This window comes from Prevotella sp. S7 MS 2 (genome assembly GCF_000762865.1).
Classification (GTDB): domain Bacteria; phylum Bacteroidota; class Bacteroidia; order Bacteroidales; family Bacteroidaceae; genus Prevotella.
Genome location: NZ_JRPT01000002.1, coordinates 39,079 through 55,309, shown reverse-complemented (window position 1 = coordinate 55,309; position 16,231 = coordinate 39,079). Strand labels below are relative to the sequence as shown.

Genomic DNA, 16,231 nt, shown 5'->3' with positions numbered 1-16,231 from the left:
TTGGTGCAGGGGCGAGGCAACTTTGCTGTCTAGGTTCGGCAGTATTGCTGCAGGGCTTTTGCAGCATTGCTGCCAAAGCCCTGCAGCAATATGATTTAGTACGAAGTGCTCATGTCTTGTGGCACGATGATGTAGTAATCGGCCTGATTTTGATACGCACTATCGAGTTTATCAATCTCCTCTTGTTTCACTGCCATGATGGTGGTGATAGTTGTTTCGGGACGATAACGGTTGAGATAGTCTATAATACCCGTCTTTCCAGCTGTGTGATAGCTACCATTGAAATGTAGGAAATGGTGACGTCCGATGTTCTTTGAGATGTTCCAAGCCATCGTGGCATCCTTTAATGCTTGTGCCATGTGCATGCGTATGGGGTCGTCTTTCTTACCATGGATAGATGCCATGAGCGAGAATGCGGCCGTACTTTTGCCTTCCATCGTAAAGGGGATAGGCAACGGAGGGAGATATTTCTTGGCATCTGCACTCAGGCTATCGAGGTAATCAAGGCCATGATACTTCACCACGTTGGCATAACGGCGCGGTACGTTGGTGGCAATAAATCGTAGATGGTTTTCTTCGGCGAACGAGAATACCGGCTCGTAGTCGGTCTCATAGTTTGGCCATAGACGCATTTCATCGGTGAACTGCTCGTATTTGATGTTGCCATTCAGGTATTCGTCCATGATGAGTTGGTTGTCTGCCTCGTACATCTCTGCCCCCAACATCAAGTTGTCTTTGTGCTTGGCATAGAGTGCTTCGGCTATTTTGAGTTCCAGCCAGTGGGTGATAGGGCAGTTGTGCATTTCGCCTACGAAGACGACATCGCTCTTGGAAGCTTGCTTTATCATCTCTTGGAATGGGACTTCGTGGCCTGCGTTGTCGACCAGTGTGAATGCTTTCAAGTCGGATTTGGCCATTGTCAACAGGGGCATTACCAATAGTAAGAGCAGTAAATATTTCTTTTTCATGATTTTCCTTTGAGTTTTAGAATTGTTATTGTCTTTTGATGGATGTATCGTTTGAATGCTTGGAGCACGTCGTCGGGTGTGATAGACGACAGTAATTCGTCGTAGTTTTCGAAATCGGCTAGCGATTCGCCGTTCTTGAGTCGGCCAACAATCTCTCCACGCCATGCTCCGGTGGCATCATCGGTCAGCGTTTTAGCCTTGGTCATGCGGAACGAACGCTTGATATTCTCCAGTGTCTCAGCCTTTACTTTGTGTGTCTGTAGGTCGGTCAAGATGCCCTGTATGAGTTTCTCTGCCTTACCTACGTTGGCTTCATCGAGTGTCAAGATGAGGTCGAAGTAGTAAGAATGGCCGTCTATACCGTGATAAGCTAAGTCGGTGAAAGGCGAGTAGGTGAGGTTTTCTCGGCGACGTACGATGTCAATAAGCTGCTTTTGCAGGAGTTCGCGCATCAGTTTGAGCGTAAGTGTGGTGCGTAATGATGGTTCATAGTTGCCACTTAGCAGAATATGGAGCGTGGTTTGCTCGTCACCATGGCTATCTATGACGTGAGTAGCCCGTTGGTTTGGTAAGACGTTTCTCACTTCGCGATAAACTGTGGGGATATTATGAGATTGCAGACTGCCCAATGTGGCTGCGGTCACTTGCTTCATACTGTCGGCATCGAAATCGCCTGCGATGACTATTGTGAGCTGTGCCGGATCGGCATAAAGCGATTTGAAGTAAGCCGTCATGTGGTGAATGTCTTGGCGTTCCAAGTCTTGGCAAGTCTGGCGTGGGCGTATCATGGACGGAGCATCGCCCATTATTGAGTCTCTAAGATTGGTAAGCATGCGGTTGGCATCCTGTTTCAGTAGCATCTGTAAGGGTGTAGTGGTTCCGAACGAAGCCACTTCCTCGGCCTTGGTCTCGTTGAATTCAGTTTCATTAACTTCCGGGTGATGAGTCTTCTCTTTGATAAGATTCAACATCTCTTGGGCTTTTGTTGTCGGGGCATTGCCTATAAAACCGTGCCAATAAGAAGCGATATTCACGCCCAATGATAGTCCGCTCTGTGCCATATAGTCAGATAACTGCTCATAAGGTACCTTGGCTAAACCGCCCATATCGATGTATCCAGCCGTTCCGGCATATTGGTGATAAGTGCTATCGGGCAAGTCGGCCGTGCCTCCACGCCCGAATCCTTCTATCGTGAAAATGCCACTCTCATCGCGAGTAGGCCTTAGTACGAGTCGTAATCCGTTTTTCAACACGATATCATAAGTGTTGGTTTGTGGATAGTGAGTTTCTTTGGCGATAGCCAATGGGGCAAATACGTACTTCTTGGCAAGACATTCCGGGGTAGGCTTGACTTCTTCGACCGATTCGACGTGCGGTGTGTAGACGTAGGGTTCGACCTTTTGGTTTTTCGCACAATGCCAAATGCCAGCTATCTCTTGCTTGGTGAGCGAATGGCCGCTACGTTGTACATAGCTTACGAGTTTGGTTTGGTCGGCTGCCTTTAACCATTCTGTTAAGATGGTCTGTAATTGTTGCGCGGTGGTCTTGGCCAGTTGCTCGCGCACAAGTTCCACATCCTCCGGTGTAGAGAGTTTGCGGTCGCCGGCTATCAAGTAGTCGGTGAAGTCCTCGCACCATGCTTCCGAACTCTGTTCGCTATCGATTGATGCCAAATGCTTGGTAGATTCGGAGATGAGCAGTGCCATCTCTTCTTCCGAAAAACCCTGTTGACAGGTGTGTCGGAGGCAGGCTACGACTCGCTCTAAACGCTGTAATAACTCGCGTTTGTTGCTACCTTGTAGCGACAAGGTGAAGAAGTTTTTATCGGCCAGATACCATGCGTCGGAAAAATCTACGCTGCCTTGCATCCATGAAGCGCGTTTGTTCAGAGCTGATATGAGCATGCGACCTCGTAGCTTCTGTGTAGTAGAGGTGATGGTTTTGCTGATGACGGTGGCGTGAGGCACCATTACTTCCAGTTGCTCGCCTTTCTTGAGCGTGTCAAGCATCGTGGATATGGAGATGCCTTTATCGTGTTTGAAAGGATAGACTTGATACCCTCGCAACTTTCTGGGTTGTATTCCGCCAAATAATTGTTGGATGGTTTGCACGGTTTTGAGGGCATCTAGATTGCCTACAGCGACGATGGCAGCTAGTTGGGGAGTATACCAACGATGGTAAAAGTCAAGCAAATCGGCCTTGGTAACTTTTTGTATGTCGTCTATACTGCCTAGTGGGAGCTTCCGGCGATACACGTTGTTGCCCATTTTCAGGTCGTAGAAGGGGTCGTAAATGTCGTATTGGCGTAGCTCTTCGAGTATGATGCCACGTTCTTTTTGTATGTATTCATCGGTAAAAGTGAGGTTGCAGAGCCACTCTTTAAGCATCCCCAAGGTACGAGAAAGCGTAGAAGATTGCCTATCCTTTACAGGAACGGTGAGCATGTAGTAGGTTTTATCGAACCCGGTCATGGCGTTGATGTCGCGACCGTATTGCATTCCCAACGTCTCAAGGCTGTCTATCATGCTTAATCTGGGGTATTGCTTGCTTCCGGCAAAGGCCATGTGTTCCAAAAAATGAGCCGTTCCGCCCTGCATAGCCGACTGCTGCATGGAGCCAACTCGCAATACCAAGCGCAGTTCTACGCAGTTTTGAGGAGCTTGATTGGGCATGACGATATAGCGTAGACCATTGTCTAGTCTACCCTCTATACATGTTTTAGGGAAATTGATGGGCTTATCAACAGCAAAGGCATTGATAGGAATACTAGTTCCCACCAATGCCCAAACTGCCAAGTATCGAAGTTTTAATCTCATTCAACACTTGGATTAGTGATTAAAAGTATATGTTACGGTGAATTGTGTGTATCCGGAGGCTGTCTCATGGTCTAATGCAAACCGGTAGATCATGTTTCCGTTGCCGAAGTCGATGGTACCTTTCGGAGCCACCCAGTTGCTGGGCGTTTCTCCCCAGTCGTCTTTATCAATGGTACTCTTGAACAAGAAATAACCGGGCATGAGCGTGATTCCGTTGCCAATGAGTTCTTTAACGGTCTGTGTAGTCCATGCGTTTACGTTGCCGGATTCGTCGGTTCCATTGGGTGTCTGAATGCTCTTGCCCTCGTCGCTCATCTTTTTCCAGCGGTCCCAAGCCGTGTATGTGAAACTGAAAGGAACGGTGGTGATGTCTTCGTCGTACTTATCCTTGATCTTACTTGTAAAGCTGATGGTCTTATCCTTTAGGTTAATGGCGATGCCATCGAGTGTGGCGGTGAAGGTTTCTTTGGCTTTATCAAAGCCGATAGCCTTGAACATGTGGGGATAAGCGGTCGATACATCTTGCCAAAACTCGTTCTCATCGGTCTCCTTATGGAGCCAGTTGCCGAGGAAGGCGGTGAGTCCGAGGGGGTTGTCGGTCATCTTAAGCACCGGTGTATCGGCTGTAGAGGCCTCGCTCAAGGTGATGACGGTGACGCCCTCGAAGGTCTTTGTCTCGGCATCGGTGTACACGCCAACCTCGTCGGTGGGCGATTTTGCCTCTACTTTGCAGTTGACCGTGCCAAGGATATTGTTCAGATTAATACCGTACTTGGCACGATAGCCGTCGATAAGTTTTATCTGTTCGGCGGTCAATACGGGGAGTGCGGGATTCGGGCGTACCGTTATGGAGAGGTCGCCCTGCGCCACCATGTTGGCATCGGAGAACTCCGCGGCCTTCAGTACGACTGTACGCTGCTCGTTGAGGAGATTCTTCTGGTTCGACGAGATGGTGACCTGAGCCGTCTTAGTACCTGCTTTCATCGTTACGACATTACTATTGAGTTTTAGTACACCGTCGTCGTTGTTAACCAATTGTAGTTTGATGGTGACGTCTTTCTCGACGGTCGAGGTAGCCATCAAATTTACCGTGATGCCTTCGGTGCTGTTTTCTGTCATCGAAGGGTCTACAGTTGTCGATAGTTGTACGTAGTTTTTGCCTTGATATCCATTGTCCTCGTTGCTGCTACATGATACGGTTGCGAGCACGAAAGCAAGAAGTGATAACGTCAAAGAAATAATCTGTTTCATATTATTGATTTTAAATTCGTTTTTAATTATCGATTCAGTGGCCATCCCTCGTTCTGTGTCACATTCTCGTTATAGCGATATTCAGAACGCGGAATGGGGAATGTCCAACGGTAATCGTCGGCTTTGATGGTAGAGATAATGCCCTTGTTGAAGGCGCTACCCCGGTGAATGGAGCGTTTGTGGAGGCGTTTCAAGTCGAGAAATCCTTGTCCTTCGCCTACAAACTCTTTCTGTTTCTCTTGCAGGATTGCGTCAATGAGTGTTTCACCGGTGAGCGTTTCTGTGAGTGGAGTAGCTTTGACGGCATTGAGATAAGCATTGATGGTGGAGATAGCTTTGGCATTTTGCCCCAATTGAGCATAGCTCTCGGCAGCAATAAAATAGGCTCCTGCCGGACGCATCATGTCTATGTAGCGATTATCGGTGCCTGCTTTCAGATTCTTATTGTACTTGCCCAGCAGCGTTCGCGGGGTTCCATCCATGTTGAAAGTAAGCACATAGCTGCTTGTTCGATGGTCTTCGGGAGTGAAAGATATGTTTGGATTCACTGCGAAATAATCTCCATTGGCAGCTCCAAATTGTATGCTGGTGTAGTAACTACCGTCGTTGTAAAATGCAAAGATGCGGTTCTTGTTGCTAGTTGTAGTCCAAAGGCTTTCTATTCCGCCCTGTGTGAACATGTCGGTAGAGCAGTCTTTGATGATGTCTTCGGCCAGTTGGACAGCCTTACTATAGTTTTCGGCATAGAGTTCCACCTCTGCTTGCAGATAGATGGCGGCTTTCCTTGACAACCAACCGTTTGCCGTGGGGACGTTGTTAACGCCGGTTGCTTGAGTTAACAAGGCGCGGATGCTGTCGGTACAAGTGGCAATTGACGAACGTTTGGGGAATTTGAGTCCCACTTTATCGGTTAAAATGATACCGTCGGCTTGTGGGTTGCGGTCGTAAGCGGGGGCGTATAGCTGTAGAAGCTTGAAGTAACAGAGTGCTTTTAGCGTCTTTGCCTCGCTTATAATAGCTGTTTTCGAGAACTTGTCATTATCGTTTGTCACCTCAATCTTCTCTACTCGTTCGAGCAAGGTGTTGCACGAAGCGATGGTGTTGTAGAATTGTAACCACAGATTTTCGGCCATTGTGGTTATCTCACTGTCCTTCCACGAGTATAGGTTCTGCTTGCTAATATCCTTATTGGTATAGTTTGTGGGCATAAAGTCTTCTCCCATAACCGACAATTCGAACTCGCAATGGGGGTAGAGGGCGTAAGTTGAAGCAAGCAAAGAGCGTGCTTGCTTCAGTCCAGAGATAGCATCCGGGTCGCTATATTCATCGGCCGGCGGTATATTGATGGTGCAAGCAGTGAGCAAAGTGCCACATAGGACTGCCATTAGGAGATGTGATAGGTATTTGAAAGTCATTTTCATGAAATTGAAAAGTATCAAAATGTAAGATTTACATTTAGTGTATAGACCGGTTGAAGTGTACCGGCTAGGGTTCCACTTTCGGGGTCTGACTCGCTATAAGAGGTCCAATTAAACAGGTTGGAAGCCTGCAGTGCCACTGAGGCAAACCTTATGAAAGGCAGATTGCGCTTGAGTAGGTTGCCCGGAATGCGATAACGGAGCGATAACATCGACAGTCTGATGAAGTTACTGTTGCCGAGTGTACGTGAATTGGCAAAACGGCTGAGGTTGTCTTCGGCCACAGCCGAGGTCCAGAATGGTGTCGGATAAATCTTATTCTCATCGCCACTCTTGAACCACATGTTGTCTATCTGGCCCGAAGCAGCATTCTTTTTCACGTGGTCGTAGTTGCGTACATAGGTGTAGTTGAACTGTTTCTTACCACCAAAATTATAGTAGAAGTTCATATCTAATTCAAAAGACTTGTATCCAAGGTTCATTCCGAAGCTGCCAGAGTAGGGCGGTGTGGAGTGTCCCAAGGCCACTACATCTTCGCGGGTCAATGGTTCGCTGGCCTGTTTCTCGCCATTTGGGGTTGAGAAAACAGGATAACCGGTCAGTGGATTGATGCCTAATGAGCGCGGACCATATATCATATCGTAGGATTTTCCTACTTCGTAGTCGGGCACAATGGCGTCGTCTGAGGTGTAAATCTCGTGTGCATAGTAGAGATCTATCACCTTATTATTATTGTAAGCCAAGCTTCCGAAGAGCGATAGCGACCAGTCGGGGAGCTGCAATACTCTCCAATTGGCCGAAGCCTCAATACCGTTGTTGTCTAAAATGCCGATGTTGCGCTTCAAAGTATTGAATCCTGTGGAGGTTGGGATGGGCACATCGAGCAGCGCTTGTTCCGTTCTGCGCTTGTATAAGTTGATATTCAGCGTCAAGCGTTTCATGAGTTCAGTCGTCAACATCACGTCGAACGACTTGGTAACTTCGGGTTTCAGGTTCTCATTAAACAGGCTGATGAGCGATAGTTGGCGCTGATTCTCGTAGCTGGATTCCAAATATGAGAATGTGGCGACTGTAGATGAGGCTGAAACTCCGTTCAGATTGGCTATCACACCATACGATGTGCGAAGGTTCAGGCGTGTCAATAGCTTGTTGCCTTTGAGGAAATTGTAGTTTGAAGGAGTCCACCCCAAGCCTACAGCCCATGCATTATTCCAGCGTTTATCGGCTGGAAGGATGGACGAACCGTCTCTTTTGTATGATGCGTATGCGTCGTAGAGGTCGCTATAGGTGTAACTTGCCAACAAGCCGGCGCCTATTTGGGCATTGCGGTCTTTCTTTCCCGATGTGCGTTCGCGACGTACTCCTGTGATGGAATGGTTGATGGCCGATGTGGAATTGATGTCACCGACACCGTAGCCTATCGTTCCGATATTGTCATAAATAGACCGATAGTAGTCAAAGTTGGCTCCGACGGTCACGCTATGCTTCTCGTTGAAAGTCTTTTCGTATGTTACACGTAGATTGGAAGAAATGTTGGTGGTGGTGTTTTTGGCACGTTGCAGAATACCACGTTGATATTCCGCCACGCCACTATTGCGTTCCGAATACGACGAACCCGGCGTAAACTTATTGCTTTCATCCAACAAATAGTCGATACCACCGACGTATTCGATGTCCAATCCCTTGATTGGTGTGAGCGAGAGGTTCAGACTTACGCCCACAGATTTGTCGGATGACTTCTCTTGATATTGATTGAATAGGTCGGAGAATGTACGTCCGGGATAGGAATATAGTTTCCCACTGGCAGGTGACTCGTATGGGTTGAGGTCGTAAACCAACTGTGTGGGGTCGTTGGAAGTTCCCACCGGAGTATTTACTTTGGCATATGAGCCGTTCATACTAATCATGGCGTAACCTATCTTGCCCAAGGTTTTATCCAAGTTTAGGCTCACTCCGATGTGCTCTTTGTCATTTCCTTTGATTCTTCCGCCCTGTTTGGTGTAGTTGAACGAAGCGAAGTATGAACTTTCCTCATTTCCTCCGCGCATGCTTATCGTATGTCTGGTGTAGATACTATTGCGTAGTAATTCTTTGAACCAGTCGGTATTGGTCTGTCGGAGGTTGTTTAATAGCTTCTCACCTTCGGCTATTAGTTGTGCCTTGTTGGGGTTGTCAGACTCATATCTGTTATAATAATCGGCACTGTAACGATAGCCCGGAGCAGCCGGATTACGCATCAAGCGCTCCAGTTCCAGTTTTTCTGATGTCTCCATGAGTTTTAGACCGCGCCGTCCACGAGTCGTAATACCCATATTGAAGTTATAGTTGATGGTGGTTCCTTCGGAGTTTCCACGCTTCGATGTAATCTCTATGACACCGTTGGCTGCCTTGACTCCGTAGAGAGCACAGGCCACCGCGTCTTTCAAAACCTTCATCTCGCTGATGTCCATCGGATTCAGATTGTAGAACGTTTCGGCTGTGATAATCTTACCATCAAGCACATAGAGCGGTTCGTTGGAGACGTTTCCGCGTCGCAAGGAAGAGTTTCCACGAATGCGTAATTCGGGTGTTTTGCCCAGCTCTCCGGTATTCATGACGAGCAATCCCGGCACTGCTCCTTGTAAAGCCAGCCCCATATCGATGCTGGGTTTCTCTGTGACAAGCTTCATATTCACTTGGTCTACCACGCCGGCACGTGCTCTTACATCGATGGCATTGATGTTGGTGCGAGCCTTAACCGACACTTCGTTCAGCATGTTGTCGTCTTCTTGCATCGAGATATTGGCTCTTGCCTGCCGTCGATACTTGAAGCTTTGACCCTTCATGCCTAAGTATGAGAAGCGTACGGTTTCACCCGGACGTACATTGAGCGTATAGTTGCCTTGCGCATCGGTCACTGTCACTCGGCGAGTACCTTCTACTTTGACCGTCACTCCGGGTAGTTCGCCACCTTGTGAGTCGGTCACTTTACCGCGTAATACATCGGTAGAACTCTGTTGTACGGTATGAATGGCCTGCAACGGTAATGGTTGCATACTGCCAAACAGTACACAACCGCCCCACACGAAGGATTGTAGAATATGATAGAATGTCATCTTTGATATGTTTATCTATCCAACCATTGCTGAGCACAGTCTACTATCCACCCGCTCACTTCGCCAGCTCCATCGGGTAATAAGCCTTTATCGCCATATACCACTTCTACATTTTGACCGGCTAATGCTTCATCTACAGCCTTAATTAAGCCGAAACGTTGTGCCATTCCTTTGATGCCTGAAGTGAGATACACGCCTTGTAAGATGATGCGTTTCTTGTGTTTGGCAGCTTCTTTGATGATAGGCAGTGCGTCTTTTACAAACTCTTGTCCCATTTCTACGAATGCATGGTTGCTGTAATCGAAGCCCATACCGCGTCGTACCTTACTATCTATACTTTCTATCAGTTCTTTCCAAAAGGGCATATAGGCTTCGTCGCCGTGTGCAAGGATGATGAGTGCCTCGTCTTTAGGATTCTTTGAGAGTTGTTGTACGTTGTGAAGTGTAATCTTTTCGCACACATCGCTGAACATAAAGGTCGGCCCCATGGTGATAGGGATGCGGGTCTTGACAAACTCTGCATGCTCTTCTACCAATCCTTCTCTTATATATGAGTTGTATTTATGGCCGAGAAGATTGGGTATATCCTCTTCTGTATGCGATGAAGGACAGATGAATATGGGCATGGCGAAGATGGTATCCACTTGCTCACGTTCCAAGTCTTTCACCACTTCACTTATGTTTGGGTGTGTATACTCCATCAAAGCCGTGCGCACAATAGCGAAGTCTTTGATGCCACGAGCCTTGAGTGTGTCGCTTACTCTGCTTTCTAAGTCAAGCGCCGGTTTGTTCCATGTAGGATTAGGTGAGCCATGTGCGATGACTAGCAACGCCTTTTTGGCTTGGCAGAATATGGATACACAGAGGAAGAGTGTAGTCAGTAATCTTGTTTTTGTGTTCATTATATATAAAAAATGTAATTTGATGGGAGAAAGTCGGGGACTTTCTCCCGTTTCTTTTTATTGATGTTGATTTCCGCTGATTATATATTTCAGTTCTCAATTATTTGACTGTAAAGACCTTGGAATCTAATGTTGTATACATACCATCAACCACTCTCCTGAATCCGCCAACGTATAATTTATATGTACCGGGCTTTTTGAAAGTCAGCAGACCGTCTTTCAAATCGTAGCAATCGGTCGATACCTCTTTACTATCTTGATCTTTGACGGTTACTTCTAATTCATCTCTTTTATCGTCTAGATAACTAGCTACGGTCGTATAGTCAATAGTTCTGCCGTTGAGTGTCGCTTCATAGGTCTGGAAATTGGCTGAAACTCTTACTCCAATATCCTCAATGGCTTTGGCTATATTCATCATTCCAATAGGGTCTATGCCGTTGAATTCTACTTCCAATGCCTCTAGTTTCTCGAATACCTCGGTACCATCAAAGATTGATTTCAAAGAGTTGTTGGTAGCAATGAGACGTTTCAGATTGGTAAGACCTTTCAGATTAATCTCTGATAGTGGATTAGGAGTATCTTTATTGTAGCTTTCCGCTCCTTTCTTAGTACCTTTCAGATTAATCAATTCTATCTGCTTATAAGGTGTGAAATCTGCTTTTACCAGTTTCTCGTTGCCTTGTAATTCAAGGTCGATTACCATTTTCGGCAACTTGAATTGGTCGCTAGAAGCTAGGTTGTTGTGTGCTAATTTTAGGTTGGTTACACTCTTCAAGGCCGAAAGGTCAATGCTTTCTATTTGGTTACCATTCAAGTCGAGTACTTTGAGATTAGGTAAATTGCCAAGTTTACAGGTCTCTCCTTTCAGGTTACAGTTGCATACGGTCAACTCTTTCAGATTATTACAATTGTCAACGTTGATACCTTTTACTGACTCACAATTGTTGATGTTAGTATAGGTAAGCTTGGTTAGACCGGCAATATTGACAGTGTTGCTTGAGTTTTTGTCTAATTTTCTAAGGTTTAAACTTTCCAATACAGGATAATCCTTAGCTTCAAACGAGAGGTTTTCCAGCTTTGTGGTGGCAAGTGTAAGTGTCGTCAACATCTTATTATCTTCCAACTTTAGTTCTTTCAGAGGATTTTCGGGGTCAACAGTCAGGTTTTTAATACCCGTGTTCTTGATGTGTAGGTAAGATAATTTCGGATAGTTATAGTTCACGTAGATGTTGAATCCGTTGTCTTCGCTGGTCGTTTCGAGCGCCAAAAGGTTCTGCAACTCCAGAGAATCGAGTACAGCTAGGTCGTGTAAAGAGATTTTTTGTAAAGCTGTAGCGCCTGTGCTCGTACCGTCAATAAGCAATGTTCGCAATGCCGGAGCATGTGCCAAGTTCACCTCTTTCAATGCTGCCGAGTTGAGGACGATACGCTGTAGGTGTTGGAAATTATTCTTTTCATCGTTGAGTACCAGCGACTTGATACCACCATCTTTGCTTTTTCCGCTACGCAACTCCTTGACACGATAGATAGAAGAGCCTGTGGTGCCTTTAGTTTCTTCCCATACGATGGTCAGATTTTTGCGCTCCCATTCTGTAGGATTATCTGATTTGAAATCGGCTTCAATATTATTGGCTGCTGCAATTTGGCGAATTAAGGCCACCTCTTCTTTGATGCACGACGTTAGATTCTGTGGTTGTCCTGCTTCCACATTTCCCGGTTTGATATCGTCTTTGCTGCAAGAGAGCAAAACAACCGAAGATAAAATAGCCATGAAACCAGCTACAATAGAGGACTTGTTCATAATCTTTTGAATTAATTGTGTGTAAATTTGATTTTAAATATTACTATTTATCTGTATGCATTTGGATGCTTCCAAAATATCAATGCAAAATTAACAGTGTTTTACAAGGGTTACAATACCTAAAAACGATGATTTAAGTGATGCCTTATGTGTCTTCTATTATCTGTTTTAGGTATTGTAGTGGCTCTTGGTTATTATGTGTTGATAGACAGTATTAAAATGATTTTAAACTCTATTTGAGTTTACTTTATTTCAACAAACTTCTTATCTTTGTGATGGTTTTTCTAACTATCGTTTAAACGGCGCATACCATTTATCAGCAAAATGAAAAACAAATATAAATATATGAAGAAACTCTTGTTGGGCTTTATAGCCTTGATGAGTATGTCGACAGCTATGGCTGCCGACAACAAGACTTATCGAGTCAGTACAGACGAAACCGACCTTGTGTTGCAGGTAGGAGACAATGGACGACTCTATCAGACCTATCTTGGTAAGAAATTGAAGTTTGCCGACGAGGCTTCCAAAATCTCTTATCGAGTGGGAGCAGGGCGTGTTGGTGCGACAAATGTGGATGGTTGGGAAGCTTATCAGTGTTCTGGAGCAGAGGATTATTATGAGCCGGCTTTGGGTATTATGCATGCCGATGGCAACGCCACAACGTATTTGTATTTCCAGTCGGCCACAGAGAAGAGTGTAAAAGGTGGAACGGAGTATATCTTCAATCTGAAAGATAACAAGTATCCGGTCTATGTGACGTTGCACTATGTGGCTTATCCCAAGGAGAATGTCATCAAACAGTGGGCCGAGATACGCCATGAAGAGAAACGAAGCATCAAGATGCAACAGTATGCTTCGGCCATGTTGTATCTCAACAATAACAAATACTATTTGACACAGTTTAGCAGCGACTGGGCTAAAGAGGCGCAACAGGCTACACAACAGCTTTTGCCCGGTAAGAAAGTAATAGATACTAAACTCGGCACACGTGCTAATATGTTCATGCAACCACTCTTCGAAGTAGGGCTAGACGAACCTGCCAACGAGCGCCATGGGACGGTTTTGCTCGGTACATTGGGCTGGACAGGTAACTTCCGCTTTACTTTTGAGATAGACAACTCCGGTGTCTTGCGTGTTATATCAGGTATCAATCCGTATGCTTCGGAATATGAGTTGCAACCCAAGACGACGTTTAAGACTCCCGAATTCATCTTCACTTTGAGTACCAACGGTGTGGGGCAAGGCAGTCGGAACTTGCATAATTGGGCACGTCAATATCAACTTCATAAAGGCCAGGAGCCACGTATGAGTCTGCTCAACAACTGGGAGAATACCTATTTCAGTTTTGACCAAGAGAAATTGGCAGCTCTGATGAAAGAGGCTAAGACTTTGGGTGTAGACTTGTTCTTACTCGATGACGGCTGGTTTGCCAATAAATATCCGCGTAATGACGACCGTGCTGGCTTGGGTGATTGGGAAGTTAACCGTAGCAAGTTGCCCGGTGGTGTCCCTGCTTTGGTCAAAGCGGCCAAGGAAACAGGGGTTAAGTTCGGTATCTGGATAGAACCGGAGATGGTCAATCCCAAAAGCGAACTCTTTGAGAAACACCCCGATTGGGCTTTTACACAGCCCAACCGTGAACCTTATTATTACCGTCATCAATTGGTACTTGACCTCAGTAATCCGAAGGTTCAAGACCATGTGTTCGGTGTTATAGACCGTATCATGACAGAAAATCCCGATGTTGCTTTCTTTAAGTGGGACTGCAACTCGCCTATTACCAATATATTCTCGCACTACACCAAGAATCAAAACAACCTTTACGTGGACTATGTGCGTGGCCTATATAAGGTTTGTGACCGAGTAAGAGCCAAGTATCCCAACGTCACGTTGATGCTTTGTTCGGGTGGTGGTGGCCGTAATGACTACGAAGCATTGAAGTATTTCTCAGAATTTTGGTGTTCAGACGATACCGATCCGGTTGAACGTCTATATATACAGTGGGGATTTTCGCAGTTCTATCCGGTCAAAGCGATGTGTGCACACGTCACCGACTGGAATAAACGTGCCAGTGTCAAGTTTCGCACCGATGTGGCTTCGATGTGTAAACTCGGTTTTGATATAGGTTTACAACACCTGAGTGCTGATGAGTTGGCATTCTGTCAAGGAGCTGTGAAGAATTGGAACCGCTTGCAACCAGCAATTATGGATGGGGCACAATATCGTTTGGTATCGCCCTACGAGGGCAACCATATGGCTGTAAACTATGTGAATGAGGCGAAGAACAAGGCTGTGTTGTTCAGCTACGACATCCATCCACGCTATGAAGAGAAGTTGGTGACGGTGAAACTTCAAGGCTTAGACCCGGTTAAGAGGTACCGGATAGAGGAAATCAACCTAATGCCCGGAGCCAAAAGTTCGTTGCCGGAGAACGGCAACGTCTATTCGGGCGACTTCTTAATGAACGTAGGTCTCCATGCTTTTACGGCCGGCGACATGCGTAGTAGAGTCATAGAACTCAGCGCAGAATAAATTCTTTAATAGCCTGATGGGCTATATCTATCACAAACCGGGGGCAGTCTGGCGAATGCTAAGCCTGTCCCCGGTTTGTGTATGAGAGTTTGTTGAGTTCGTATTATTTACCTGCTTTCTTTAATGTATAGCGTACCCAACCTTTCAATTTACCTGTAAAATTCAATTGTAGTATAAGTTTCGTTTCAGTAATCTCAACTATAGTAAACTTTTCTTTAATATTCTCAGCTTCGCAAGTGAGTTGGTCTTTGGCTAAACTCCACTTCATTTTTGCCGGGGTACCATTGAGTTTGTTGAGAGAACTTCCGAAGCCATCTGTGTTAAAAGTATACACATACTTCGTATATTCGTGACTTTCTTTGGTAGGTTCTTTCTCTCCTTCCGATATAAGTTCAGATTCTTCCCATACGGTTTGCCATGTACCCATTAATAGTTCTTTGGTGTTTTCGGGTGCAGATGTATAAATAATAAATTGTTTTTTATGCAAGAGATGGGAGTGGAATGGTTGATATTTTACATAAAAAACACCAAAAAATATAAATAAATCAAGAATCCTCGTGTCTTTTGTCTAGCATTTCAATATGGAGTATGGTGTTTATTAACTTGTCAACTCGCCAACTTGTAAATTCGTTTACTTGTCTATCAGCTTACTGCAAGGTCGACTCAGCGTTGCTGCCTAGTCTTTGCAGCATTGCTGAAGTGGCTAGGCAGCGATGCTGGAGAAGCTTTGCAATGGCCCCACCCCGACCCAATCGTTTTAGTAGACAGGTAAACAAGTAGACAAGTAAACGAGGTTTTAAGTTTACAAGTAGACGAGTTTCGGTTTTAGTTTGTAAGTCTTTTAGTTTATAAGTTGTTAAGTGAGTTCGTAGCATTGTGCTTCATGCTTACTAATTGCTATATACTACTTGCCATTAGGTTTTTCTTGCGAGCGTGAGAGATGAGGTCTCAAAGTGGAAAATGATACTTTCTGACTAGCTGTCTGTACAGTAGCTTTAGCGACTTTTAACGCTTAAGCACTTGGATAGGTCGGATACTTCTTCTACTTTTGTTCACATGAATGTCATTCATGGGTTCTGATGATGATCAGATTACTACAATTACTAATTTACAAATAAGGCACGAGAGACTTTAATTCTTTCCGCTAAAAGTTAGGGTGGGAAAGATTTATAATATTGATGAAGTAGACTTTAAGTTGTATGAGAAATAATACCGTGTTGTTGTGTACTCTAGGTACATTGAATCAAGTAAATGACCAGCCTATGCTCGGTGCAGATTTAGACCGAGTTCCTAGAGAAGAGTCTTATACGAAAGGCTTTGCTCCTTGTTTCGTAGGCAAGATAAACCTATCTAAAGGTGCTACAACTTTATCCTTACATACCAAAAAGATTAAGAACGAGGAAGCTATGAACTTTTGGATGTTGGAACTGAAACGGATAAAATAGGCC

At 45.3% G+C, this 16,231-nt stretch carries 10 protein-coding genes; 2 read left to right on the top strand and 8 right to left on the bottom strand.

The genetic code is table 11. From position 1 onward, the window contains the following. Positions 1 to 95 precede the first annotated feature (95 nt). The 7 genes from HMPREF0671_RS00825 to HMPREF0671_RS00795 form a co-directional block, all read right to left on the bottom strand. Positions 96 to 968 (bottom strand): ChaN family lipoprotein, encoded by an 873-nt coding sequence (locus HMPREF0671_RS00825; RefSeq protein WP_036896072.1) that lies wholly within the window; start codon positions 966 to 968, stop codon positions 96 to 98. After that, positions 965 to 3,784, bottom strand: coding sequence for a pitrilysin family protein (locus HMPREF0671_RS00820; protein ID WP_036896070.1), 2,820 nt, complete (start codon positions 3,782 to 3,784; stop codon positions 965 to 967). Before HMPREF0671_RS00820 ends, HMPREF0671_RS00825 begins: the two co-directional genes overlap by 4 nt. Positions 3,785 to 3,796: 12 nt before the next feature. Further along, the gene (locus HMPREF0671_RS00815) at positions 3,797 to 5,035 is read right to left on the bottom strand and encodes a DUF4929 family protein (RefSeq protein WP_036896183.1); all 1,239 of its coding nucleotides are present in this window, start codon (positions 5,033 to 5,035) and stop codon (positions 3,797 to 3,799) included. A 26-nt stretch (positions 5,036 to 5,061) separates the two neighbouring features. Continuing rightward, positions 5,062 to 6,456, bottom strand: a complete 1,395-nt coding sequence (locus tag HMPREF0671_RS00810) for a RagB/SusD family nutrient uptake outer membrane protein (protein ID WP_036896068.1) — start codon at positions 6,454 to 6,456, stop codon at positions 5,062 to 5,064. A gap of 14 nt (positions 6,457 to 6,470) precedes the next feature. Further along, a complete protein-coding gene (locus HMPREF0671_RS00805; RefSeq protein WP_198025875.1) occupies positions 6,471 to 9,488 on the bottom strand; it encodes a SusC/RagA family TonB-linked outer membrane protein in 3,018 nt (1,005 codons plus the stop codon). Between the two features lie 71 nt (positions 9,489 to 9,559). Beyond that, the gene (locus HMPREF0671_RS00800; RefSeq protein ID WP_036896064.1) at positions 9,560 to 10,450 is read right to left on the bottom strand and encodes a sirohydrochlorin chelatase; all 891 of its coding nucleotides are present in this window, start codon (positions 10,448 to 10,450) and stop codon (positions 9,560 to 9,562) included. Positions 10,451 to 10,550: 100 nt separating this feature from the next. Further along, positions 10,551 to 12,251, bottom strand: a complete 1,701-nt coding sequence (locus tag HMPREF0671_RS00795) for a leucine-rich repeat domain-containing protein (protein ID WP_052052720.1) — start codon at positions 12,249 to 12,251, stop codon at positions 10,551 to 10,553. 345 nt (positions 12,252 to 12,596) lie between these two features. On the opposite strand from HMPREF0671_RS00795, the gene HMPREF0671_RS00790 reads away from it, so the two are divergent. Beyond that, the gene (locus HMPREF0671_RS00790; protein ID WP_036896179.1) at positions 12,597 to 14,783 is read left to right on the top strand and encodes an alpha-galactosidase; all 2,187 of its coding nucleotides are present in this window, start codon (positions 12,597 to 12,599) and stop codon (positions 14,781 to 14,783) included. Between the two features lie 103 nt (positions 14,784 to 14,886). On the opposite strand, the gene HMPREF0671_RS00785 is transcribed toward HMPREF0671_RS00790, so the two are convergent. Further along, a complete protein-coding gene (locus tag HMPREF0671_RS00785) occupies positions 14,887 to 15,210 on the bottom strand; it encodes a lipocalin family protein (protein ID WP_036896062.1) in 324 nt (107 codons plus the stop codon). 772 nt (positions 15,211 to 15,982) lie between these two features. Here HMPREF0671_RS00785 and HMPREF0671_RS00780 point away from each other — a divergent pair. Then, positions 15,983 to 16,228, top strand: coding sequence for a hypothetical protein (locus tag HMPREF0671_RS00780; protein WP_036896061.1), 246 nt, complete (start codon positions 15,983 to 15,985; stop codon positions 16,226 to 16,228). Positions 16,229 to 16,231: the final 3 nt, after the last annotated feature.